Below are 20,126 nucleotides of genomic sequence, written 5' to 3'. Positions count from 1 at the left end.
GGAGCGGCGGCGTCCCGGCCGCCGCCCCCCTCGGGCGGTCCTCCCCCTGTTCTGCCCGCAGGGCCGTCCTCCCAACATGACCCGTACGGACGTTTCCCCCGGAGGGTGGCGGTCGTTGGGCCGCACGTGACATGTCTATGGAAGCGGGCGGGGCGCGCCCTCGCGGTGGCGGGACTGGTGGCGGGCCTCGCGGGCTGTACGGGGGCGGACGGCGGCGGCGGCTTCGGCATCGGTCTGCCGGGCGCCCAGCGGGACCCCGGCGACGTCATCCGGGTGAGCCCGGACGACGGCGGGCGGGGGGTGCCGGCCGAGGGCCCGGTGGAGGTGCGGATCGACAGCGGGCGGCTCGAACGGGTGAAGGTCGCGCAGGTCGAGGACGGGCTGCGGGCCGAGGTCGCCGGGGAGATCTCCGCCGACGGGCTGCGCTGGCGGCCCCGGCCGGACACCCGGCTCGCGCTGGCCGCCAAGTACAGCGTGGACGCGGTCGCGCTGGACGCGCACGGACGGCGCTCCGCCCGCCACACCACCTTCACGACGGTGGTGCCCGAGAGCCGTTTCATCGGCTACTTCAAGCCGGAGAACCGGTCCACGGTGGGCACCGGCATGATCGTCTCCTTCGGTTTCAGCCTGCCGATCGTGAACCGGGCCGAGGTCGAGCGGGCCGTCCGGATCACCTCGGACCCGCCGGTGGAGGTCGTCGGCCACTGGTTCGGCAAGGAGCGGCTGGACTTCCGGCCCGCCACGTACTGGCGGCCCGGCACCCGGGTCACCGTCGAGCTGGGACTCCGGGACGTCGAGGGGGCGCCCGGGGTGTACGGCATCCAGCGCAAGACGGTCGGCTTCACCGTCGGCCGCTCCCAGGTGTCCCTGGTGGACGCCGCCGCGCACACCATGGAGGTCCGGCGGGACGGCGAGGTCCTGGCGACCCTGCCGATCACGGCGGGCGCCCCGAAGACCACCACGTACAACGGGAAGATGGTGGTCACCGAGCTGTACGACGTGACGCGGATGGACGGGCGGACGGTCGGTTTCGGCGGCGAGTACGACATCAAGGACGTGCCGCACGCGATGCGGCTCACCGATTCGGGGACCTTCCTGCACGGCAACTACTGGGCCTCGGCGGACACCTTCGGCTCGGCCAACGTCAGCCACGGCTGTGTGGGGCTGCGCGACGAGAAGGGCGGCAGCCCGGACGCCCCCGGGGGCTGGTTCTTCGACCGGACGCTCATCGGGGACGTGGTGGAGGTGGTCAACTCGCGGGACCGGACGGTCGCCGCGGACAACGGCCTCGGCGGCTGGAACATGGAGTGGAAGGCCTGGCGGGCGGGGTCCGCGCTGCGCTGACCACGCCTCCCCCTCGCACCGCCCGCACCCCCCGGCACGGGCGGCCCTCCGTACCGGTCGATCGGGACGGAACGGTGACATTCACGAGGATCTTTCGTGTCCTGCGGTGTGATTGTCTAGCGCCGGGTGCGCGGGTCGAGCGCACCGGGGGTGGGCCCGTGACGTGACCGGGCCCTGCGAGGGGAGACAACCACAGTGAACGGGCAGCCGATATCGGGGGCATCGGTGGGGGCGGGACGACGCGGGGGCGTCCGTCTGCGGGCCCTGACGGCGGGGGCGCTGCTGGTGCTGCTCACCGCCTGCGGCGGCGGGGGGACGGCCGGCGGCGACGGCGGCAAGGCCCCGGCGGCGAGCGGCGGGCAGCAGGAGAACACGGCCTCGGAGGCGGTGGTGACGATCCTGCCGAAGGACGGCGCCGACTCGGTCGCCACCAGCGGGGTCCTGAAGGTCACCGCGGCCCAGGGCAAGCTGAGCACGGTCACGGTCGCCGACTCCAAGGGCACCGAGATCGAGGGCAGGATCGCCGCGGACGGCGCGAGCTGGTCGCCGGTCGCGCATCTGTCGGGCGGCACCCAGTACAAGGTCCACGCCGTGGCGAAGGACACCGCGGGCCGTGAGTCCGCGAAGGACACCACCTTCACCACCCTGGTCCCGAAGAACACCTTCATCGGCCACTACACGCCGGAGGACGGTTCGACCGTCGGCGTCGGGATGCCGGTCTCCATCAACTTCACCCGGGGCATCACCGACCCGGAGGCCGTGGAGAAGGCCATCAAGGTGACGGCCGTCCCCTCGGTGCCGATCGAGGGCCACTGGTTCGGCAACGACCGGCTCGACTTCCGCCCCGAGCAGTACTGGGCCGCGGGCACCAAGGTGACCGTGCACCTGAACCTGGACGGTGTCGAGGGCCGCCCCGGCGTCTACGGCAAGCAGAAGAAGACGGTCACCTTCACCGTCGGCCGCCGTCAGGTCTCCACGGTCGACGCGAGCGCCAAGACGATGAAGGTCGAGCGCGACGGCAAGGTGATCAGGACGATCCCGATCACCGCGGGCGCCCCGTCCACGACCACGTACAACGGTCAGATGGTCATCAGCGAGAAGTACAAGGTGACCCGGATGAACGGCGCCACGGTCGGTTTCGGCGGCGAGTACGACATCAAGGACGTGCCGCACGCGATGCGCCTGTCCACCTCGGGCACCTTCGTGCACGGCAACTACTGGGCCCCGGCGGGCACCTTCGGCTCCTCCAACGTGAGCCACGGCTGCGTCGGCCTCCGGGACGCCCGGGGCGCGGGCGACGGGTCGATGCCCGCCGCCTGGTTCTACGACCGCTCGCTCATCGGTGACGTGATCGTCGTGAAGAACTCCAAGGACAAGCAGATCCAGCCGGACAACGGCCTCAACGGCTGGAACATGCCGTGGTCGGAGTGGATCGCGTAGCGCCGTCGCGCGAAGCGGTCCCGCGAGGCGATTCGCGCGGGGCGCGCGCCCGACGGGGGCCCGGTGCTGTGAGCAACAGCACCGGGCCCCCGGCCGTTAACGGCCACTAACCTTCCTCCCATGACTGTGAACCTCGAAGTCGCCGAAGGCGTCGGCACGATCCGGCTCGCCCGCCCCCCGATGAACGCCCTGGACGTCGCCACCCAGGACCGGCTGCGCGAGCTGGCCCAGGAGGCGACCGACCGCGACGACGTGCGCGCGGTGGTCCTGTACGGCGGGGAGAAGGTGTTCGCGGCGGGCGCGGACATCAAGGAGATGCAGGTCATGGACCATGTGGCCATGGTCAAGCGGTCCCGCGCCCTCCAGGACGCGTTCACCGCCGTCGCCCGCATCCCCAAGCCGGTCGTCGCCGCCGTCACCGGCTACGCCCTGGGCGGCGGCTGCGAGCTGGCGCTCTGCGCGGACTACCGGATCGCCGCCGACGACGCCAAGCTGGGCCAGCCGGAGATCCTGCTCGGCCTGATCCCGGGCGCGGGCGGCACCCAGCGGCTCTCCCGGCTGATCGGCCCCTCCCGGGCGAAGGACCTCATCTTCACCGGCCGGATGGTCAGGGCGGACGAGGCGCTGACGCTCGGTCTGGTCGACCGGGTCGTCCCGGCGGCCGAGGTGTACGAGCAGGCGCACGCGTGGGCCGCCCGGCTCGCCCGGGGTCCCGCGGTCGCGCTGCGCGCCGCGAAGGAGGCGGTCGACCAGGGTCTGGAGGCCGACATCGACACCGGTCTCGCCATCGAGCGGACCTGGTTCGCCGCGCTGTTCGCGACCGAGGACCGGGAGCGCGGGATGCGCAGCTTCGTCGAGGAGGGCCCGGGGAAGGCGAAGTTCGTCTGACAGGCCGGTTCGGGGGGCCGATTCCACGGGAACGGCCCCCGCGGACGCGCCGGTACGGCCATGATGGGGGCATGGCGGGCCTGGAGGGCAGGGAACAACCGTGGCAGCGCGCGAGCGCCGCCGCAGCGCGGTGGTCATCGGCCGCGGACGACGAACAGGCCGCTCACGTAGTGGAGTTGTACGGTAACCCGGCCGACGAGGACGTGCGTCTCCCGTCCCGTCCGGAGTCCGCGTGGGTGGCCCGGCGGCTCACCCGGCACGTGGTGCTGCGGGAGTGGTCGCTGGGTCCGCAGATCGCGGAGCACGCGGTGCTGCTCGTCTCCGAGCTGGTGGGGAACGCGGTGCGGCACACCGGCGCCCGGGTCTTCGCGTTACGGCTCCAGCGGCGGCGCGGCTGGATCAGGGTGGAGGTGCGCGACCCCTCGCGCGGACTGCCCTGTCTGATGCCGGTGCACGAACTGGACACCAGCGGGCGGGGTCTCTTCCTGGTGGACAAGCTCTCGGACCGCTGGGGCGTGGACCTGGCGCCCCGGGGCAAGACGACCTGGTTCGAGATGAGGGTCGCCGACCGGCCCTGAGCGGGCATCCCTGACCGGCATCCCTGAGCGCCCCCCTGAGTGGCATCTCTGAGCGGCAACCTTGAGCGGCCCCCTGAGTGGGCATCCCTGACTGGCCCCGCTTGAGCGGGCATCCCTTCCTTGAGCGGGCATCCCTGACCGGCCGCCCTTGAACGGCCGACCTTGGGCCGACGGGTCACCCTTCCGAGGCGGGTCACCCCTCCGAGGCGGGCCACTCCCCTGGGACAGCTGGGGCAGGTCACGTTCCTGGACGGACCCGACCGCCCCCGCACGCACGGAAGCCCCCGTGCGCCATGGTGAGGCAGTAGGGGGCTTCCGTGTGATGCGCCGTGGACGGGGGGGTGTATCCACGGCCGCTCTGTCGACCTGGCCCGGGTCAAGGGGGTCGTTGCTCCGACTATGACAGACAAGGGGTCACCTCGCCAAAAGTCTTTAGTGGGGCAAAATGGGCAAAACCGGGATAGTTAGACGGTGAATCGTTGGTGACGTGCGGCACCTGCCTTGCAAACAATGAATGACTATGCGGTTCATCGATTGTTTCCCGGTCTTGTCCGCATAGTGGACGCCTCTTCTGGACTCGTAAACGTCCTTAATTGGCCTAATCTTCACCAAACGGTCGCTCCCGCCTTTAAATGGTCGAGTGAAGCCGACCGACCGCCGAGGAGTCCTCAGGGCGGGAGTGGCCGCCGCCCTCGCGGGAGCCCTCGCCACCGCCTGCGGCACGGACCCCCGCCCCGCCGCGCCCGCCGCCGTCCGGCGCCCCGCTCCCGAAGCCGTCCGCCCCGCCGCCCCCGCGCCCCGGCGCCTCCCCGGACAGCCCGTCGAGATCGCCCACGGCCCCCGCGACCGGCCCCGCGTCGCCCTCACCTTCCACGGCCAGGGCGACCCCGCCCTCGCCCGCACCCTCCTCGCCCAGGCCGAGAAGGCCGGAGCCCGCGTCACCGTCCTCGCCGTCGGCGGCTGGCTCGACGACCACCCCGAACTGGCCCGCCGCGTCCTCGACGGCGGCCACGACCTCGGCAACCACACCCAGCACCACATCGACATCAACGACATGACCGAGGACCAGGCCCATGCCGAGATCGCCGCCTGCGCCGACCGGCTGCGCCGCCTCACCGGCTCCGTCGGCACCTGGTTCCGGCCCTCCCGCACCCAGCACGCCGCCCCCGCCGTGGTGCGCGCCGCCCGCCGGGCCGGATACCCGCACGTCCTCTCGTACGACGTCGACTCGCTCGACTTCACCTCGCCCGGCGCCGCCGCCGTCGTCCGCAACGTCACCGGGACGGTCCGCGCCGGGTCCGTCGTCAGCCTGCACTTCGGCTATCCCGACACCGCCGCCGCGCTGCCCCTCCTCCTCGCCGACCTCGACCGCCGCGGACTGCGCGCGGTCACCACCACGGAGCTGCTGACCTGATGGCACACCCCACGCGGAGACACCTCGCACGGCGGACCGGGACCCTCCTCACCGCCGTCCTCCTCACCGCCCTCGCGGGCTGCGGCGGCGGCGACACCGGCAACGGCGCCGCCCCCGTCAAGCGGGCCGAAGCGCCCACCGCGCGGCGGCCCGCCGTCACCCCGCCGGGACTGCCGGGGATGCCCCCGCTCCTGGACCCCGAGGACGTCTACGCCGCCGACCGGCCCGACCGGCTCTCCCCGGTCGTCAAGGGCTTCCCCTCCCGGGTGTACGTCCCCAACACCAACTCCAACACCGTCTCCGTCATCGACCCGGCCACCTACCAGGTCGTCGAGACCATCCCCGTCGGCAGACAGCCCCAGCACGTCGTGCCCTCCTGGGACATGAAGACCCTCTGGGTCAACAACAACCGGGGCCACACCCTCACCCCCATCGACCCCGCCACCGGCAAGGCGGGCAAGCCCGTCGAGGTCCACGACCCGTACAACCTCTACTTCACGCCCAACGGGCGGTACGCGATCGTGATGGCCAGCATGGACCGCGAACTCGTCTTCCGCGACCCGCACACCATGGAACGGAAGAAGACCGTCCCGGTCAGCTGCTACGGCGTCAACCACGCCGACTTCTCCGCCGACGGCCGCTACTTCATCGTCTCCTGCGAGTTCTCCGGCGAACTCCTCAAGGTCGACACCGAGAAGATGGAGGTCGTCGGCCAGCAGAAGCTGCCCTTCCAGGGCGCCATGCCGCAGGACGTGAAGATCTCCCCGGACGGCAGGACCTTCTACGTCGCCGACATGATGGCCAACGGCATGTGGGTCCTCGACGGCGAGAAGTTCACCACCCCCGCCCTGCTGCCCACCGGCAAGGGCTGCCACGGCCTCTACGTCGGCCGGGACTCCCGCGAGATGTACGTCTCCAACCGGGGCGAGGGCTCCGTCTCCGTCTTCGACTTCACCAGGAACAAGCTCACCAAGAAGTGGCGGCTGCCCGACGGCGGCTCCCCCGACATGGGCGGCGTCTCCGCCGACGGCAAGGTCCTGTGGCTCTCCGGCCGCTACGACTCCGAGGTGTACGCCATCGACACCACCAGCGGCAGGCAACTGGCCCGCATCCCCGTCGGGAGCGGCCCCCACGGACTCGCCGTCTACCCGCAGCCGGGCCGCTACTCGCTCGGCCACACCGGGATCTTCCGCTGACCGGACCCGACCGGCGCGGGCGAGCGGGCGAGTGAGCGGGCGGGCGAGCGGGCGGGGGTGGGTCCGCAGCGGCCCCACCCCCCTCATCCGGCCCCGACCGGCCCGTTAATCTGACCCCGTCAGAGAAGCACCAAGAAGGGGCGGAAGCAGTGGCGGACATCGAGTCGGCACGCACGGCATTCAACCGGTACGACGTGGACGGGGACGGCTACATCACCGCCGCGGAGTACAAGAGCGTCATGGCGCAGCTGGGCGACTTCCACGTCACCGAGACGGTCGCCGAGGCCCTCATCAAGCAGCGTGACGGCAACGGCGACGGCAGGCTCTCCTGGGACGAGTTCTGGGGCAGCCTCGACAAGGCCTGACCCCACCGCCCCGGCGGGCGGCGCGGCGCTGAGTTGCCGCCCGTCCGGGGCTCGGTGACGATCGTCCGGTGACGCTTCCCGGACCCCTCGGCACCCCGAGCCGGCTGACCGCAGCGGCGCTCGCCGCAGCCGCCGTCCTGGCCGTCGCCCTGCTGGGCGCCGGACTCGCCCAGTACGGCACCGGCGAACTCGGCACCCCGGCGGCCGGCACCACCACCCTGCTGCGGCTCCTGCTGCTCACCGGTCTGGCCGTGCCCGTCGGAGAGATCACCGGACGCCGCTTCGCGGGCGAGGGCGCCCGGCCCAGGGCCCTGGCCGTCCCCGCCGCCCTCCTCGCCGCCGCCGCCTCCGCCGGACTCCTGCTGCTCTTCGTCGCCGTCAGCGGCCTCAGCCCGAGCGTCGTGTACGGACTCCGGGAGGGCCGCCTCCTGCTCGTCACGGCCAACGGCTGCGTCCTCGCCGCCCTCTGCGCCTCCTCCCGGCGCCCCGGACTCGCCGCCCTGCCGCTCGCCGTCGCCATCGGCGCCGAGGCGCTGCGCGCCCACCCCGAGGGCGCCCCCTTCCTCGGCACCTGCCTCACCCTCGTGCACCTCACCGCCGCCTGCCTCTGGACCGGCACGCTGTTCTACGTCCTGCGCGTGATGCGGCTGCGCGGCGGCGGCCGGGAGGTCCTCGCCCGGTACGCCCGGATGGCCGCCTGGGTGTACACGGCCCTCGCCGTCACCGGCACCGTCTCCACCCTGCGCAAGCTGCCCCTCGACGCCGTCCTGAGCACCGCCTACGGGCGTGTCCTGCTGGTGAAACTGGCCCTGTTCGGCGGTGCGAGCCTGCTGGCGCTCGCCGCCCGGAGCCGTATGACCTCGGGCGCGAACGCGCAGGGGCCCGCCCGGGCGGAGGTCTCCGTCCTGGTGGCGATCCTGGTCGTCTCGGCGCTGCTGACGGTGGTCCCCGACCCGCCCGGGACCACCCCCTGAGCGTCCCCCGGCCGCAGTCCGACGTCCGCCGGGCCGTCACCCTGCCGCCGTAGCCCCGCCGATGGCCGGATCGACCCCCGGCGCACGGCAGATCGTCGCGCGCCCCTCACCTGGGCTTTTGGCCGGAACCTGAGGGTCCGATCGGACTAGACCAATGCTTTTTCCGCAGGTCGTGAGGCAGCTCTTTGCCAGGCAGCTTCCTGGCATGTCCGGAAGCGGACACCGGGGCCCCCACAGTGATTTCCTCTGGGTGTGCGGCCGGGACGGCTGAAAAGCCACCGGCCGCCGAGGAAGTCACGACACGCGAGTACGTCGCACCCGTACCGCACCCGGACCTGGAACGGAGATCCACATGTTCTGTCGCTCCCGTCGCTCCCGCATCGTCCTCGCCGCCGTCGCCACCGCCGTCCTCGGAGGGTTCCTCACCGCCGCCCCGGCCCAGGCGGCGCCCACCGCGCCGACGAAGGTGACGCTCGGCGGGGACGACTTCGTCTGGCCCGTGCCGCCCAAGCCCGTACTGCCCTGCCTGCCGGGCGTCGGCCTGCCGTGCCGCGTCGTCGACCTCCCGGACGACTTCGTCTGGCCGATCGCCCCGAGGAACTGACCGCCATGCGCGCCACGACCGCCGCCACCGCCGCAGCCCCGCTTCAGAGCCACTCCCTGCGGGTCGCCTGCACCCCCGCCTCGAACCGGCTGGACGCCCCGAGCCGCTCCATGAGGTCCGCCACGATCCGCCGCTCCGTCCGCACCCCGATGCCCAGCGCACGCGCCACGGCATCGTCGGTCAGACCGCTCGCCAGGAGCTGGAGCAGCTTGCGCTCCTGGGGCGTGAGCCCACCCGGGAGGGCGTCACCGGGGCCGTCCAGCAGGCAGGCGTGCTCCCAGTAGGCCTCGAACAGGGCCCGCATGGCCAGGACCACCGGCTGACTGCTGAAGAGCAGCGCGGACGGCTGGGCCTGGCCGGGCAGCCCGGCGACCACCGCCGCCGAGGTGTCCACGATGAGCAGCCGCATCGGCAGCGTCGGCGAGGTGCGGATCTCACTGCCCCGCTCCGCCATCCACTGGGCGTGCGCCCGGGTGACCCGGTCGCCCGCGACGCTGTCCAGATAGATCGTGCGGAACCGCACGCCCCGCTCCATCGCCCGCTCGTTCAGCGGGCGGCCCGCCTCGACGGACTCCTGGGTCAGCGCCTTGCCGGGATGGAAGGCCAGCGACTCGTACGTACAGGACTCGGCCAGGGCCTCCAGCCGGGTGCGGATGTCGTCGACGTTGTCGAGGTGCTCCGCGCCGTCCAGACCGCCCGACCGGCCCGAGGCCGTGTACTCGGCCGCGAGGGCGGCCAGCGCCGCCCGGTTCTGCTCGATCCGCTGCTGCCGGGAGGCCAGCTCGCGCTCCTCCCGCTGGAGCAGCACCTTCAGACCGAGCGAGGGGTTCACCGCGCGCATCCGGCCCGGGGCGTCCCGGGAGGGCGCGAGCAGGGAGAGGCGCGTCAGCAGTTCGAGCGCTTCCTCCACCTTCTCGTACGTGCAGTCGAGGAGTTCCGCCAGGCGTCGCGGATCGAGCTCCTTGTGGAACAGGATCGCGCGGTACACCCCCAGGGTGTGCTGATCGAGCGACGAGACCTCGTCCACGTGCTGCCCCCAACAGTGATGCGGCCTCCGGCCCGTGGCGGGACGGAGGCTCCGAACCGGGGCCCTCCCGCCCCATTGCCGAAGCTGACCCGATTCAGCCATTCGTTCGAAGATCACGCTACCCGCTCGACGATCTCCTCGAAAGGGAGTTCACGTGCTTAAGACCGGTTCCGTCCCGCCGCGACTCGACGGTCTCGTCGTCCTCGTCGTCGACGCCACCACGGGCGTCGGCCGGGAACTCACGACCCGCCTGTGCGCGGCGGGGGCCGTCGTCGCCGTCGTCGGCGCCGGTCATCCGGACCGTGTCGACGACGCCGCCACCAACGCGGCCTTCCTCTGCAAGGCCCTCACCGACGCCGGACTCGTGGCCCTGCCGTACCGGATCGACATCGGCGACCCCGCCGAGGCCGCCCGGCTGCCCGGCCAGATCGCCGCCGACGTCGGCCCGCTGGACGCCGCCGTCGTCCTCCTGCCGCCGCCGGGCACCGGCGCGGGACCGCACGGCGCCTTCCGCGCCTTCTCGGCCGCCCTCGCCGCCGCCCTGCCGGCCGCCGCCCGCCATGTCGAGGGCACCTCGTCCGGCGCCACCGGACCGGACACGACGACGGCCGGGGACCGCATCTGGGTCCGCTCCGTCGTCGACGGCCTGGCCGCCGACGCGGCACGGCGAACAGTCGCTGACCGGCGGCCCCCGAGGGCCGCCGCCACAGAAGTACCACGGGGAGAGACATGTCCATCCGAGTCGTCGTGGCAGGGGACCACCAACTGGTCCTGGAGGCCTTCGCCGAGACCCTGAACGGCACCAACGGCCTGGACGTCGTGGGACTCGCCACGACCTTCGAAGCCGTACTGCCCGCCGTACAGCGGCACCGTCCCACCGTCCTGCTGCTCGGCGAGAGCACCATGGGGGGCAAGGCGCTGCACGCGGCGACCGAGGTCCGCTCGCACCATCCGACCTGCGGGGTCGCCCTGATGGTCGGCGCGGCCACCCCGTCCGTCGTCGACCGGGCGGTGGCCGCCGGGGCCCTCGGCGTCGTCCCCAAGACGGCCCGGCTGCCCCAGCTGATCACCACCCTCGTCGGGGTGGCCGGGGGCTGTCTCACCGTCGATCCCGGACTGCTGCGGCCCCCGGCGGCCGGGGACGCGCTGCTGCTCAGCGTCCGCGAGACGGACGTGCTGCGGCTCACGGCGGGCGGCGCGACGGTGAAGGAGATCGCGGGCGAGCTGTACCTCGCGGCCGGGACGGTACGGAACCTGACCTCGGCGGCGATCAAGAAACTGGGGGGCCGCAACCGCTTCGACGCGGCCCGCATCGCGACCGAGTGCGGACTGCTGTGAGGACCCCGCCGGGCGGGGGACGGCCCGGACGCGCGCCGGCCCCGGCACGAGGCGTGCCGGGGCGGGGCTTCACGACGTGGTGGAGCGGGGCGCTCCGGACGTACCTACTTCTCCAGGCAGAACTCGTTGATCGGGTAGCCCACGTGACGGTCCGCCGTCGGCAGGTGCCCCAGGATGCGGTCGCCCGGCTTCAGCTCGGTGCTGTTGAGCACCGCGGCGCCGGGACCCAGGACCCGCACGTGCCAGTCGTCCTGGAGGATCAGGTTGACGGTCTGCCCGCTGGGCGCGACCGCGTCGATCGAGATCAGCGGACGGGTCTCGATCTTCACCCGGCCGACGCTGACCGGGCGGGTGCGCCCGTCGACGTCGACCGCCAGGACCGAACTGCCGGCGTGCAGCTCGCTCAGGTAGTGGGTGCGGCCGTTCTGCCCCACGGTGTACGAGTGGAGGGCGCCCGCGTTCACCCGGAACGGACGGGTCGGCATGTACGGCAGCGGGTGGGTCTCGCTGACGCACAGGACCATGCCCTTGGAGTGGGAGCCCACCAGGATGCCCTCGTCCTTGCGGAAGTGGGTCGTGGTGTCGACGCAGGCGCGCTCGCCCATGCCGATGTGGGTGGTCGCCGTGACCGTCAGTTCGACCAGGGAGATCTCCCCGCCCTGCGCGGTGGCCGCCGTCCGCAGCGCCGTCGCGTCGCCGACCTTGCGGCCCCGCATCAGGACCCCGTCCGAACCGTGCTCCAGGACGCCGTACAGGATCTCGGCCTCCTCGGTGTCGGCGGCGGTCGTCACGATCGAGCCGGACGCCCCCGAAGCGGCGGCGATGACGATCTCCAGCGGGATCTTCGTCGGGTCGCGGAAGTCGAGGACGCTCCAGGCCTCCAGCCGCGCCGCCAGGCAGGCGTCCTCCAGGCTGTCGGCGTCGACGATCTCCACGTACCGGCCGAAACTCACGTCCGGGTGGGCGGCCTCCAGCGCGGCGCGGGCGTCGCGCGGGCCGGGGACGACCACGAGGTCGACCCCGCCGAGGTCGGCCGGGAGCTCCGGGGCGCCGCCCTCGAAGAGCAGGACCTTGCGGACGGTCGGCGGGAGACCGGCGAAGACCGCCGGGTCGGCGGCCACGATGCCGTCGATCTTCTGGTGCAGGGCCTCTTCGAGGACGGCGGCGGTGGCGTCGCCGGCCTCGCGGATGTCAAGCCAGCACAGTTTGGCGTCCGTCATGGTGCGGACCTCCTGTCAGTTCGTCGAGGTGGGAGTGGTCGAGCGGTGGGTCGTCGAGCGGCGTTCCGTCGAGGTGGTCGGGGGTGAGGCGTTCGCTGGAAAGCCGCTCCCGGCCGCCCGACTCGCTGAACGGGCCCGTGGTGAAGTGCTGTTCGGGGAAGTGGTGCACGATCCGGGCGACCTTGGCCGCCAGCGCGCGCGGGTCCTTGGCCTGGAAGATGTTGCGGCCCATGGCCACCCCGCCCGCCCCTCCGGCGATGGCGTCCCTGACATAGGCCAGGACGTCCTCCTCCTTCTCCAGGGCGGGTCCGCCGGCGACGAGCACCGGCACCGGGCAGGCGGCGGTCAGGTCGAGCATCTCCGCGGTGGATCCGAGGAAGACGGTCTTGACCAGGTCCGCGCCGAGGTCGGCGGCGATCGTCACGGCGTGCGCGACGACCGCCGGGTCCCGGGGGTCGTCGATCCTCGGCCCGCGCGGGTACACCATGGCGAGCAGCGGCAGGTTCCAGCGGTCGCAGGCGTCGGCGATCCGTCCGAGGTCCCCGATCTGCTGCCGCTCGTCGTCGGAGCCGAGGTTGACGTGGACGCTGACCGCGTCCGCGCCGAGGCGCAGGGCCTCCTCGACGCCCGCGACGACGTACTTGGCGTGCGGGTCGAGCGCCTGGCTGGTGCTCGCGTTGAGATGGATGATCAGCGACATCGCGGCGAACCGCTCCGGGCTGATGTGCCGGACGCTGCCCTTGTGCACGACGACGGCGTCGGCGCCGCCCGCCGCGATCCGGGCCGCGAGCTGGTCGAGCGTGGTGCCCTTCGGCACCACGGGACCGTCGTGGATCGAGTGGTCGAGAGGGGTGATCATCAAGCCGGCCGTGCTGTGGCGGTAGAGCCGCCGTAGCCGCAGCGACCGGGCGAAGTGGCCGAATCCGGTCATGGGACGCCCTTTCTGGTTCGCGAGGAGGCGTGATCGGGCTGGTGACCCGGGCCGCGCGCGCGGACGGGGTCGGCCCGCGCGGTGGCTCCGCGCGGGGAGCTGAGGGCCGGGCCGTCCGTGCCGGAGGCGTCCGGGGCGTCGGGGTCCGGTGGCGACACGGAGCGCAGATAGGCGCGGTCCGGTTTGCCCGAGGGGGTGAGCGGGAGCTTCGGCCAGACCGAGACCCGGACCGGGGTGTGTTCCGGGGTCAGCGTCGAGGCCACGTATCCGCGCAGGTCGCAGGAGGTGCTCCCGGCCCCCGAGTACAGCTCGACGGCCGCGTGCACCTGCTCCACCCAGTCGCGGTCGCGGACCCCGAACACGGTGGCCTGGCGCACCTGCGGATGGCGCATCAGCACCTCCTCGATGGCCGCCGGGTCCAGCTTCAGACCGCCGTGCTTGATCACGTCGCCCACCCGGCCGTCGAGCCGGAGGTAGCCGTACCGGTCCCGGTGTCCCAGGTCGCCGGTGCACAGCCAGCCGTCGCGGAACACCGTGTGGGTGCGCTCCTCGTCGCCGAGGTACCCGGCGGTGACCGTGGGCGAGCTGATCCAGATCTCGCCCGTCACCCCCCGCTCCACCTGCGGACCGCCGCCGGGGCCCCGGATCTCCACCCGTACCCAGGGGAACGGGCGGCCCGCCGAGCCGAGCAGTTCCGGCTCGCGGTGGTCCAGCGGGTTGAGGCTGCTGATGCCGCCCGCCTCCGTCGTCCCGTACACCTGGATGAGGACGTCGCCGAAGAGCTCGACGGCCCGTGCCACCCGCGCCGGGGCCGCCGGGGTGCCGCTGTACGTGATGCGGCGCAGCGACGACAGGTCGGTGAGCGGGGCGGCGGGGTGGTCCAGGAGCCGGTAGAGGTGCGGGACGGCCAGGTAGACGTCGGTCACCCGGTGCCGTTCGAAGGCGTCCAGGACGTCGCCCGCGTCGAACTCGTCGTGCAGGACGACCCGTCCGCCGCTCGCGAGGACCGCGTCGGCCATCGGCGCGGTGGTGTGGCTGATCGGTGTGACGGACAGCAGCGTCGCGGGTCCCCGGGGATCGAGGCCATGGGCGAGCCGCCTGACGAGTTCCTCGCGCGTGTCGTACCGCTGGGCCACCATCTTCGGGCGGCCGGTGCTGCCGCTGGTGAACTCGACGGTCGCCAGGTCCCCGGGTCGGGGTTCGGGCAGCCGGTCGGGCAGGTCCCGGGGGGCCGCGTCCCGCCAGGGGAGGGGCAGCACGGTCACGGCGGGGACGCGGCGGGCGAGCCAGGCGCCGCGCTCGGCGCTCTCGTCGTCGACGAGCAGCACCGACGCCCCCAGGTCCGCCAGGAGCCGGGCCTGGGTGGCGACCGAGAAGGTCTCCGTGTCGGTGCGCGGGTTCATCGACCGGACGTACACGGAGGTGGCGCCCAGGAGGTGGACGGCGTACCGGGCGCCGAGCATCGAAGGCCGGTTGGGGCCGGTCAGCACGGCGACGGTGTCTCCGGGGCGGACGCCGCGGGAGTGCAGCAGGGCGGTGAGGGCCCGTACCGAACCGGCGAGCCGCCCCGCGGTGACGGCCTCGGCGGCGTGGTGGACGACGACGCGCCCGGGGTCCTTCCCCAGTGCGTCGAGAATGCGGCGTACGTACATGGTTCCTCCTTTCCGGAAAGAGGGATTGGTGGTGTGCGGGCCCCGTGGCTTTCTTGTGCGGGAACGGGGTTGCGTGAAAGGGGATCTCCCGTGGTCAGGAGACGCGCAGTTGCGCCATCATTCCCATCGCGCTGTGGTCGATCATGTGGCAGTGGTAGGGGAACACGCCTCGGTGCGTGTCGAAGGTCAACTGGAGTTTCGCGGTCTGGCCGGGAAAGAGGAGGACGGTGTCCTTGAGGCCCGCCTCGGCCGGATAGACCGGCATTCCGTCCCGTTCGAGGATGCGGAACTGGACCAGGTGCGTATGGAAGTTGTGCGGGACGGTCGTGCTGGTGTTCTTGACCGTCCACACCTCGGTGGTGCCCCAGGCGACCTCGGTGTCGATCCGGTCGTGGTCGAAGGTCTTCTCGTTGATGTACGCCTGGTGGCCGGTGCCCGGCTCGTCCATCCGCAGCTCGAAGGTGCGCTCCACGGTGGGCGCGGGCAGCGCGGGCAGGGTGGTGAGGACGTCCGGCACCCGGCTGGTGTCGGGCACCTTCTCCTCCACGTCGAACCGCATGATCTGCCCGACGAGTTCGGTCGGTCCCGGGCCCAGCATGTTCGCCAGCGTGACCTGGGTGCCCGGCGCGTACCGCGAGAAGTCGATGACGAAGTCGGCCCGTTCGCCGGGGGAGAGGACGATCACCGGCGACGGCGCGGGCGCCGGGAGCAGCCCGCCGTCCGAGCCGACGTGGATGATGGGGCTCCCGTCGGAGAGCGCCATCACGAAGATCCGCAGGTTGCAGGAGTTGACCATCCGGAAGCGGTACTTGCGGGCCTTCACCTTCAGGTGCGGCCACGGGGCGCCGTTGACCAGGATGGTGGTGCGGTTGAGGGCGTCGTCCATCGTGTAGACCATCCGCCCCGCCGCGTCGAAGTGCGCGTCCCGCAGGATCAGCGGCACCTCGTACGGCCCCGACGGCAGTCCGAGCGCGTCCTCGGCGTCGTCGCCGAGGAGGTAGAGCCCGGACAGGCCCCGGTAGACGTGCTCGGACTCCATGTGGTGGGCGTGGTCGTGCGTCCACAGGGTGGCGCCCACCTGCCGGTTGGCGTACACGTACGTCTTCGACGCGCCCGGCTGGATGAGGTCCATCATCCCGCCGTCGTACTCCTGCGGGTTGTTCCCGCCGTGCAGATGGACCGAGGTCGGCATCGACAGGCCGTTGATCTGCCGCACCACGGCGGTGCGTCCGCTGCGGGCGCGGATCGTCGGGCCGGGGAAGGTGCCGTCGTACGTCAGGACCTCGGTCCGGAGGCCCGGCAGGATCTCCACCCGCGCCTTGCGCATGGTGACCGCGTAGTAGTCGGCCGACCGGGTCCGCCGGTAGGGAGCGAGGACGCGCGGCCGGGGCAGCGGGACGGAGAACGGGGTGACCTGCGGCGGGCCCGCCGGGGGTTCGGCGGCCACCGCCGGAGTGCCGGAGGTGAGGCTCTGGAACACCCCGCCGGCCGCGCCGACGGCACCGACGGCACCGGCGGTGAGTCCGAGTCGTACCGCATGGCGGCGAGAGAACACGGCGGATTCCTAACGTGACGGTTTTCCGGGAACGGTGGTGAATTCGTTCTCCGAGCATGTGGGCGACCGGCCCGAACGCCGAGGGAGTTCGCGTCGGCGCTTGCATGTGTCACGCGATCGATGACCTCGGTCATTCCGGCCGGTCGGCGCGGGAACGGGGGCCTCCGGAAATGACGGCCGTCACGGGGGAATGGCGGGTGTCACGGCGGGGAATGGCGCGCGTCACGGTCGGGAATGGCGTGCGTCACGGTGAGGAGGGGTGTGGGTCACGGCGGGGAATGGCGTGCGTCACGGTGAGGGGCGCGGTCCGTCACGTACCGCCCGGGAAATGTCACCGGTTCCGGCGGGGACCGGCCTGGGCCGGGTTCCGCGCACGAGAGTGTTTTCCGGCGTCTGCCCCGCCTGCGGCGCCTTTCCGTCCGCCGGCCACCGGGCCGTACGGCCCCGGCGCCGGACCGTCATCCACGCGCACCCGGAGGCACCGTGCCGACCACGCAGACCCCACAGTCCCGCCCCGCTCCTGCCGGGACCGGCCGTACCGCCGGGACCGGCCGTACCGCAGGCCCGGCCGATGGCACGGGCCCTTCCGGCTCCACGGGTCCCACTGGCCCGACCGGCTCCACGGACCCGACCGGCCCCACTGGCCCGACCAGCGCCACGGGCACGACCGGCATGGTCAGTCCCACGGGCACGACTGGTCCGACCGACCCCACCAGTCCTACGGGCGTGACCGGCCCCACCAGTCCCACAGGCACGGCCGCCCCAGCCGATCCCGCGCGGCCCCCGGCCGCTCCCGTCGTGCCCGCGTTCATCGGTGGTACGCGGGTCCTCTTCTCCGACGGGGACGTCGCCACCCTCGCCGGGCCCGTCACCTCCCTCGCCCTCCGGCCCGTCCGAGGCGGCGTCCGTACCGCCCTGGAGCGTCTCGCCGCCGGGCCCGTACCCGCCGAGGAGCTGTACGAGGGCCTCCGGCCCGCCGAGCGCGCCCAGTTCGGGAAGGTCCTCGACCGGGCCCGGCACCTGTTGGCCCACGCCGTCCTCGCCCCGGACGACGGCCGCGAGCTGCTGCGCCTCGAACCGGTCGCCCGGGACTCCGCGTACCGCCCGGCCGTCGTGCCCGCCGACGCGACCGTCCGTCTCTCCCGCTTCGCCTTCTGCCGGACCCGCGCGGGCGCCCTCGTCCTGGAGTCGCCGCTCGTCAAGTTCCGCGCGGTCCTCGCCGACCCCGCCGTCCGCGCCCTCGCCGCCGCCCTCGGCGAGCCCGGCACCCCCGCCCGGCTCGGCGCGGACGCCGGTCTCGACGGGCCCGCCACCACCGGCCTCCTGGGCCACCTCGTCGGCGCCGGATTCGCCGAACTCGCCGACGGGAACGGCTCCTTCGGCTCCGACGACGAGCCCGTGCTGCGGCAGTGGGACTTCCACGACCTCCTCTTCCACTCGCGCGTCCGCTCCGGCCGGTACGACGACGTCTTCGGCGCCGTCTACCCGCACCGGGGGGCCGTCGAGCCCCGGCCGGCCGTCCGCCCGGTCCCCGAAGGGCCCGCCGTCGCCCTCCACCGGCCGACCCGCGAGGAGATCGCGGCGCACGACCCCTCCCTCACCACCGCCATCGAGACCCGCCGCTCCATCCGGGGCTACGGCGACCAGGAGATGACCGCCCGCCAGCTCGGCGAGTTCCTCTACCGGGTGGCCCGGGTCCGCGCCCACTACACGCCGGAACCCGGCGGCGACCGCGACGAGGTGGTCTCCCGCCCCTACCCGAGCGGCGGCCAGGGGTACGAGCTGGAGCTGTACGTCACCGTGCGCCGCTGCGCGGGACTGGCCCCCGGCGTCTACTACTACGACCCCGTCGGCCACCGCCTGGTGCTGCGCAACGGGGACGAGGCGGCCAGGGAGTCCCTCTTCCACGTCGCCTCCCGCGCCACCGGGATGGAGGCGCGCCCCGACGTCCTCGTCACGGTCACCGCCCGCTTCCAGCGCATGTCGTGGAAGTACCGGGCCATCGCCTACGCGACCACGCTCCGGCACACCGGCGTGCTCTACCAGACGATGTACCTGGTGGCGACGGCCCTCGGGCTCGCCCCCTGCGCCCTCGGCAACGGCGACGCGGACATGTCCGCCGAGCTGCTGGGCCTGGACTACCTCCAGGAGTCCTCCGTGGGCGACTTCCTGCTCGGCAGCAGGCGCCCGGACGACTCCGTCGCAGGTGAGCCGGGGGAGGGCTGGCAGATGCTCAACAGCCCCGAGTGGTCCCTTCCCGGGAATCCCTGAGCACTCCGCAGTGACGCCGGTTATTCCGGGCGTGATAAACGTCAGGTGGTACCGGGAAAGGCTGGTGCGGGAGAGGGCGGGTCAGCATTATTGGTGTTGCAGCCGAACGGTTGCGGAGAAGAATTCGGAAAGGAATTCAGAATGAGCATCGACGACATCAAGCAGGGCCAGGACGCGGACAAGGCGTTCGAGAACTTCGACGTCGACGAGCTGGAGACCCTCGAGGTCGCCCAGGGCGTGGCCCTCCCGGAGATGGGTGCCTCCAGCGGCTCGATCGGTACCTCCTCCTCCTCGTCCTCCACCTGCTCCGCCTGCTGAACCTCCCCCTCACCGAAACGCCGAAAGGAAACACACCATGAGCATCGACGACATCAAGAACGGCGACGACGCGGCCTTCGACAACTTCGACGTCGCCGAGCTGGAGACCCTTGAGGTCGCCCAGGGCGTGGCCCTCCCGGAGATGGGTGCCTCCAGCGGCTCGATCGGCACCTCGTCGTCGTCCTCCTCCACCTGCTCGGCCTGCTGACCGAGCGACAGAGGCTGAACGCACGACGCACGAAGGATGCGACCGCCCGGCTCCGGCCGGGTGGCGCATCCTCGCGTGCGTTTCTCCGTATGACGAATGACGTGTGACGGCGAATGCCGTGCGGCGACGTGGGACGGGTGATCGGCGGGCGGACCCCGCCGAGGGGAACGGTTTCAGCCGCGCAGGGCCACATGGAACGACGAGGCCCACAGCACGGCCGCCGCGCCGAGGCCCACCACCGCGCGGATCGTCTCCGCGCTGGTGCCGGCCGCCAGGACGACCAGGCCCACCACGGCGACCGCTGTCAGGAGGACCGCCGTCCACCGGTACTGCCCCTGGTCGAAGAGCCGGGCCAGCGGGAAGAAGTGCACCCCCACGACCAGGCAGATCCCGACCGGGATGAACTCCGGGTGCCCCGAGGCGTTCGACGCCGCGATCACCGCGAAGATCGCCACCACCTCGGCCGCGTTGACCATGCCGACGCCCCGGTTCCACTTCTCCGGCAGCCGCACCAGACGGGTCACCGGGCCCGCGGTGCCCCGGAAGGCCAGTACGACCGCCGCCACGGTGACGGCCGCCGCGACGATCCCGACGGCCACCGACACGGGCGCCGCCGCTATCCCCGAACCGCCCGCGAAGGCCCATACGAGGGCGAAGACGGCGAGGACGATCGCGCCGCGACGGCGCAGATCACGCGTGAGCGCCAGGCACTCGGCGTCGGTGGATTCCGTAGTCATGGCGCGGACACTACAACGATCATCAGAGCGGCTTGTCTGTTTTCAGCCAGTCCGACCGGCGGGTAG

At 72.5% G+C, this 20,126-nt stretch carries 20 protein-coding genes; 14 read left to right on the top strand and 6 right to left on the bottom strand.

Annotated features, from left to right (window positions below; all coding sequences use genetic code 11):
* Positions 1-105: 105 nt before the first annotated feature.
* From ACFXGN_RS10450 to ACFXGN_RS10410, 9 genes are all read left to right on the top strand, one after another.
* Positions 106-1,344 (top strand): Ig-like domain-containing protein, encoded by a 1,239-nt coding sequence (locus ACFXGN_RS10450; protein ID WP_384856145.1) that lies wholly within the window; start codon positions 106-108, stop codon positions 1,342-1,344.
* A gap of 195 nt (positions 1,345-1,539) precedes the next feature.
* Positions 1,540-2,784, top strand: coding sequence for an Ig-like domain-containing protein (locus ACFXGN_RS10445; protein ID WP_384856142.1), 1,245 nt, complete (start codon positions 1,540-1,542; stop codon positions 2,782-2,784).
* A 120-nt stretch (positions 2,785-2,904) separates the two neighbouring features.
* A complete protein-coding gene (locus ACFXGN_RS10440) occupies positions 2,905-3,672 on the top strand; it encodes an enoyl-CoA hydratase/isomerase family protein (RefSeq protein WP_384856139.1) in 768 nt (255 codons plus the stop codon).
* Between the two features lie 71 nt (positions 3,673-3,743).
* Positions 3,744-4,250: an ATP-binding protein gene (locus ACFXGN_RS10435; RefSeq protein WP_366442220.1), complete on the top strand. Its 507-nt coding sequence runs from the start codon at positions 3,744-3,746 to the stop codon at positions 4,248-4,250.
* Positions 4,251-4,890: 640 nt separating this feature from the next.
* Positions 4,891-5,664: a polysaccharide deacetylase family protein gene (locus ACFXGN_RS10430; RefSeq protein ID WP_384856136.1), complete on the top strand. Its 774-nt coding sequence runs from the start codon at positions 4,891-4,893 to the stop codon at positions 5,662-5,664.
* Positions 5,664-6,860 carry a YncE family protein gene (locus ACFXGN_RS10425; RefSeq protein WP_384856133.1) on the top strand — a complete coding sequence of 399 codons (1,197 nt, stop codon included), beginning with the start codon at positions 5,664-5,666 and terminating at the stop codon, positions 6,858-6,860. The genes ACFXGN_RS10430 and ACFXGN_RS10425 overlap by 1 nt, the downstream gene beginning before the upstream one ends.
* Positions 6,861-7,009: 149 nt before the next feature.
* The gene (locus ACFXGN_RS10420) at positions 7,010-7,225 is read left to right on the top strand and encodes an EF-hand domain-containing protein (protein ID WP_366442217.1); all 216 of its coding nucleotides are present in this window, start codon (positions 7,010-7,012) and stop codon (positions 7,223-7,225) included.
* Positions 7,226-7,293: 68 nt separating this feature from the next.
* Positions 7,294-8,199: a copper resistance D family protein gene (locus ACFXGN_RS10415; RefSeq protein WP_384856130.1), complete on the top strand. Its 906-nt coding sequence runs from the start codon at positions 7,294-7,296 to the stop codon at positions 8,197-8,199.
* Positions 8,200-8,551: 352 nt separating this feature from the next.
* A complete protein-coding gene (locus ACFXGN_RS10410) occupies positions 8,552-8,803 on the top strand; it encodes a hypothetical protein (RefSeq protein WP_384856129.1) in 252 nt (83 codons plus the stop codon).
* A 43-nt stretch (positions 8,804-8,846) separates the two neighbouring features.
* On the opposite strand, the gene ACFXGN_RS10405 is transcribed toward ACFXGN_RS10410, so the two are convergent.
* Positions 8,847-9,830, bottom strand: coding sequence for a LuxR C-terminal-related transcriptional regulator (locus ACFXGN_RS10405; RefSeq protein WP_384856126.1), 984 nt, complete (start codon positions 9,828-9,830; stop codon positions 8,847-8,849).
* 154 nt (positions 9,831-9,984) lie between these two features.
* Between ACFXGN_RS10405 and ACFXGN_RS10400 the strand changes: the two genes are divergently transcribed.
* Both ACFXGN_RS10400 and ACFXGN_RS10395 read left to right on the top strand, forming a co-directional pair.
* Entirely contained in the window at positions 9,985-10,626 is a 642-nt protein-coding gene (locus ACFXGN_RS10400) for a hypothetical protein (protein WP_384856123.1), read from the top strand.
* Complete coding sequence (locus ACFXGN_RS10395; RefSeq protein ID WP_384856121.1) at positions 10,560-11,168, top strand: LuxR C-terminal-related transcriptional regulator; 609 nt, start codon at positions 10,560-10,562, stop codon at positions 11,166-11,168. Before ACFXGN_RS10400 ends, ACFXGN_RS10395 begins: the two co-directional genes overlap by 67 nt.
* Positions 11,169-11,272: 104 nt before the next feature.
* On the opposite strand, the gene ACFXGN_RS10390 is transcribed toward ACFXGN_RS10395, so the two are convergent.
* The 4 genes from ACFXGN_RS10390 to ACFXGN_RS10375 form a co-directional block, all read right to left on the bottom strand.
* Positions 11,273-12,388, bottom strand: a complete 1,116-nt coding sequence (locus ACFXGN_RS10390; protein WP_384856118.1) for a 3-dehydroquinate synthase II family protein — start codon at positions 12,386-12,388, stop codon at positions 11,273-11,275.
* Complete coding sequence (locus ACFXGN_RS10385) at positions 12,360-13,319, bottom strand: 2-amino-3,7-dideoxy-D-threo-hept-6-ulosonate synthase (protein WP_384856115.1); 960 nt, start codon at positions 13,317-13,319, stop codon at positions 12,360-12,362. Before ACFXGN_RS10385 ends, ACFXGN_RS10390 begins: the two co-directional genes overlap by 29 nt.
* Positions 13,316-14,971, bottom strand: coding sequence for a class I adenylate-forming enzyme family protein (locus ACFXGN_RS10380; RefSeq protein WP_384856113.1), 1,656 nt, complete (start codon positions 14,969-14,971; stop codon positions 13,316-13,318). The genes ACFXGN_RS10385 and ACFXGN_RS10380 overlap by 4 nt, the downstream gene beginning before the upstream one ends.
* A 94-nt stretch (positions 14,972-15,065) precedes the next feature.
* Entirely contained in the window at positions 15,066-16,526 is a 1,461-nt protein-coding gene (locus ACFXGN_RS10375) for a multicopper oxidase family protein (RefSeq protein ID WP_384856111.1), read from the bottom strand.
* A gap of 798 nt (positions 16,527-17,324) precedes the next feature.
* On the opposite strand from ACFXGN_RS10375, the gene ACFXGN_RS10370 reads away from it, so the two are divergent.
* The 3 genes from ACFXGN_RS10370 (at position 17,325) to ACFXGN_RS10360 (ending at position 19,323) form a co-directional block, all read left to right on the top strand.
* Positions 17,325-18,797 (top strand): SagB family peptide dehydrogenase, encoded by a 1,473-nt coding sequence (locus tag ACFXGN_RS10370; RefSeq protein ID WP_384856108.1) that lies wholly within the window; start codon positions 17,325-17,327, stop codon positions 18,795-18,797.
* A 141-nt stretch (positions 18,798-18,938) separates the two neighbouring features.
* A complete protein-coding gene (locus ACFXGN_RS10365; RefSeq protein ID WP_073912617.1) occupies positions 18,939-19,115 on the top strand; it encodes a thiazolylpeptide-type bacteriocin in 177 nt (58 codons plus the stop codon).
* A 37-nt stretch (positions 19,116-19,152) separates the two neighbouring features.
* Positions 19,153-19,323, top strand: a complete 171-nt coding sequence (locus ACFXGN_RS10360) for a thiazolylpeptide-type bacteriocin (protein WP_015036315.1) — start codon at positions 19,153-19,155, stop codon at positions 19,321-19,323.
* Positions 19,324-19,496: 173 nt separating this feature from the next.
* Here ACFXGN_RS10360 and ACFXGN_RS10355 read toward each other — a convergent pair whose 3' ends face one another.
* A complete protein-coding gene (locus ACFXGN_RS10355) occupies positions 19,497-20,060 on the bottom strand; it encodes a hypothetical protein (protein ID WP_384856105.1) in 564 nt (187 codons plus the stop codon).
* Positions 20,061-20,126 lie beyond the last annotated feature (66 nt).

The sequence above is a fragment of the Streptomyces sp. NPDC059247 genome (assembly GCF_042754005.1).
Lineage (GTDB): Bacteria > Actinomycetota > Actinomycetes > Streptomycetales > Streptomycetaceae > Streptomyces.
The sequence above is the reverse complement of the archived record's forward strand: the minus strand, read 5'-3'. Positions and strand labels throughout refer to the sequence as shown.

Excerpts from the sequence above, each read along its gene's own strand:
- ACFXGN_RS10440 (WP_384856139.1), top strand. The coding sequence starts at position 2,905 with ATGACTGTGAACCTCGAAGTCGCCGAAGGCGTCGGCACGATCCGGCTC.
- ACFXGN_RS10435 (WP_366442220.1), top strand. The coding sequence starts at position 3,744 with ATGGCGGGCCTGGAGGGCAGGGAACAACCGTGGCAGCGCGCGAGCGCC.
- ACFXGN_RS10425 (WP_384856133.1), top strand. The coding sequence starts at position 5,664 with ATGGCACACCCCACGCGGAGACACCTCGCACGGCGGACCGGGACCCTC.
- ACFXGN_RS10410 (WP_384856129.1), top strand. The coding sequence starts at position 8,552 with ATGTTCTGTCGCTCCCGTCGCTCCCGCATCGTCCTCGCCGCCGTCGCC.
- ACFXGN_RS10395 (WP_384856121.1), top strand. The coding sequence starts at position 10,560 with ATGTCCATCCGAGTCGTCGTGGCAGGGGACCACCAACTGGTCCTGGAG.
- ACFXGN_RS10390 (WP_384856118.1), bottom strand. The coding sequence starts at position 12,388 with ATGACGGACGCCAAACTGTGCTGGCTTGACATCCGCGAGGCCGGCGAC.
- ACFXGN_RS10385 (WP_384856115.1), bottom strand. The coding sequence starts at position 13,319 with ATGACCGGATTCGGCCACTTCGCCCGGTCGCTGCGGCTACGGCGGCTC.
- ACFXGN_RS10380 (WP_384856113.1), bottom strand. The coding sequence starts at position 14,971 with ATGTACGTACGCCGCATTCTCGACGCACTGGGGAAGGACCCCGGGCGC.
- ACFXGN_RS10365 (WP_073912617.1), top strand. The coding sequence starts at position 18,939 with ATGAGCATCGACGACATCAAGCAGGGCCAGGACGCGGACAAGGCGTTC.
- ACFXGN_RS10360 (WP_015036315.1), top strand. The coding sequence starts at position 19,153 with ATGAGCATCGACGACATCAAGAACGGCGACGACGCGGCCTTCGACAAC.
- ACFXGN_RS10355 (WP_384856105.1), bottom strand. The coding sequence starts at position 20,060 with ATGACTACGGAATCCACCGACGCCGAGTGCCTGGCGCTCACGCGTGAT.